Here is a 2,408-nt window from a genome sequence, read left to right on the forward strand (position 1 = left end):
GCAAAAACGTCCGCTCTAAAGTGCACGTCAGAGCAGCCTTGAGATGCATTCATCCCCGGCGTGAACGCCGGGGCTTTCTGCAAGAGTCCCGGTAAAGCCCTGACGAGCGTTCAGAGTCTCACCCGCACCCCGACCGGAAAGGCGACCGGCATGAACTCCTTCCGCACAGCGCCCACTTCGGCGATCAGGGCCAGCGCCTGCGAGGTCCTTGTCGCGACAGGTGTCACCATCTCCTACGACGATCTCGGTTCGCCCGCAGGGGTGCCGGTCCTGTTGATCCACGGGCACCCGTTCAACCGCAGCATGTGGCGTCCCCAGGTGGATGCGCTCGTTGCGGCCGGGTACCGGGTGGTCGTCCCCGACCTGCGCGGATACGGGCAGAGCACGGTCGTCCCCGGTGCGACCCTGCTGTCGGACTTCGCGCAGGATCTCGCGGGCGTGCTCAGCCATATCGGGACGGAGCGGGCCGTGGTGGTCGGCCTGTCCATGGGCGGGCAGATCGCGATGGAGTTCCACCGGCGCCACCCCGAGAGGGTGGCCGCGTTGGTGCTGGCCGACACCTCGCCGGTCGCCGAGACCGAGCAGGGCAGGGGCTTCCGCAACGCCCTCGCCGATCGGCTCCTGGCCGAGGGCATGGAGGGGTACGCGGCCGAGGTGATCGACAAGATGATCGCGCCACACCATGTGACGGGCCTGCCCGAGGTCGCCGGGCACGTCCTGGACATGATGCGCGGTACCGCCCCGGCCGGGGCCGCGGCGGCCCTGCGCGGGCGGGCTGAACGGCCCGACTATCGCCGTACGCTGCGTGACGTGCGGGTACCGACCCTGGTGATGGTCGGCTCGGACGACACCTACACGCCGGTGGAACAGGCCGAGCTCGTGCACGGGCTCGTCACCGGCTCGACGCTCGCCGTCGTCGACGACGCCGCCCACTTGCCGAACCTGGAGCAGCCGGAGCGCTTCAACGCCGCGCTGCTGGCATTCCTCGACGCCCACCGGAGGGCACTCGCGCCGCCACACCCGCTGCTGGAGTACCTTCTCGGCGCCGCCGAAGGACGCTTCCCACCCGCCGACGGGGCCGTCACGGTGCTGCCCGCACTGCCCGGCGGCCTGGAATGTTCGGTCGCCTTCACCGGCCACGCCGTCGTCGCCACCGCGCTGCCCGCCGCACAGGTCCACGCCCATGAGCCCGACGGTTTCGGCGGCTCCCTGTCCCCGGACTTCCTGCGCGCCCTCGCCGGGCCCACGGGCCGGATCGGCAGCGTCGACGCCATCCTCGTAGACCGCGGCTCCGGCGGCACACCGCGCCTGCGGCCGCTCACGGACGCCGACGACCACCCGAGGGTTCGGTATGCCCGACAACTACGCTCGGGCGTACGGGCGTTCGGCGACGAGCGGGGCCTGGTCACGCTCGCGGCGGGACTCGCCGGGCGTACGGAACTCAGCATCGAGCTGCATCAACCCGCGGACGGCGGTCGCGGACACGGCCGGGCGCTGCTCGCCGACGCCCTCACCCTGGTCCCGGAGGGCGAGGCCGTCTACGCCGCCGTCGCCCCGGGCAACGCCCGCTCCCTGCGCGCCTTCCTCGCCACCGGGTTCACCCCGATCGGCGCCGAGGCCCTCGTCCGACCGGACCGGAGCCAGGTATGACAGCACCACGCCCGCACGCCGCGGCGTCCGCCGTGACACGCCGCAGCTACGACACGGTGGCCGAACGCTACGCCGCCGAGATCGGCGACGAACTCGAGGGCAAGCCCCTCGACCGCGCCCTGCTGGACGCCTTCGCAGAACTGGCCTTCGACGGACCGATCCTGGACGTCGGCTGCGGCCCGGGCCACGCTACGGTCCACCTGGCCCGCCGCGGAGCCCATACCTTCGGCGTCGACCTCTCGCCCGCCATGTGCACCATCGCGCACCGTGCCACCGCCCTGCCGTTCGCCGCCGCGGACATGACCGCGCTGCCGATCCGCTCGCGGGCGGTGAGCGGCATACTGTGCTGGTATGCCGTGATCCACCTGAACCAGACCCAACGAGTCGCCGCCTACAGGGAATTCGCCCGCGTGCTGCGTCCCGCGGGCCATGCCCTCCTCGCCTTCCACACCAGCGACAGCGACACCCGCCCCGGACAGGCCACACACCTCACCGAATGGTGGGACCGCCCCGTCGACCTCACCTTCCGCTTCCTCGACCCGGTCGCCGAAACGGCGGCCCTCGCCCAAGCGGGCCTCGCCCTCACCGCACGACTCGACCGAGCACCACACCCCGAACACGAGCATCCCAGCCAGCGGACCTATCTCCTGCTACGACGGCTCCCCTAGTGATCTGGTCTTGAGTTCACGTTTCGCCACGTGAGGCGTCGTTCGTTTCAGATTGCAGTCTGGGCGGTGACAGCGGCCAGTCGGCTGCGG

Annotated in this window: 2 protein-coding genes; both read left to right on the forward strand. The window is 71.2% G+C overall.

The genetic code is table 11. The features are described 5' to 3' along the window. Window positions 1-150: 150 nt before the first annotated feature. Window positions 151-1,650, forward strand: a complete 1,500-nt coding sequence (locus tag ACIP94_RS38400) for an alpha/beta fold hydrolase (RefSeq protein WP_402436770.1) — start codon at window positions 151-153, stop codon at window positions 1,648-1,650. Next, window positions 1,647-2,318, forward strand: coding sequence for a methyltransferase domain-containing protein (locus ACIP94_RS38405; protein ID WP_402436773.1), 672 nt, complete (start codon window positions 1,647-1,649; stop codon window positions 2,316-2,318). Before ACIP94_RS38400 ends, ACIP94_RS38405 begins: the two co-directional genes overlap by 4 nt. The last annotated feature ends 90 nt before the right edge of the window (window positions 2,319-2,408 follow it).

Source organism: Streptomyces sp. NPDC093261, assembly GCF_044753645.1.
Classification (GTDB): Bacteria; Actinomycetota; Actinomycetes; order Streptomycetales; family Streptomycetaceae; genus Streptomyces.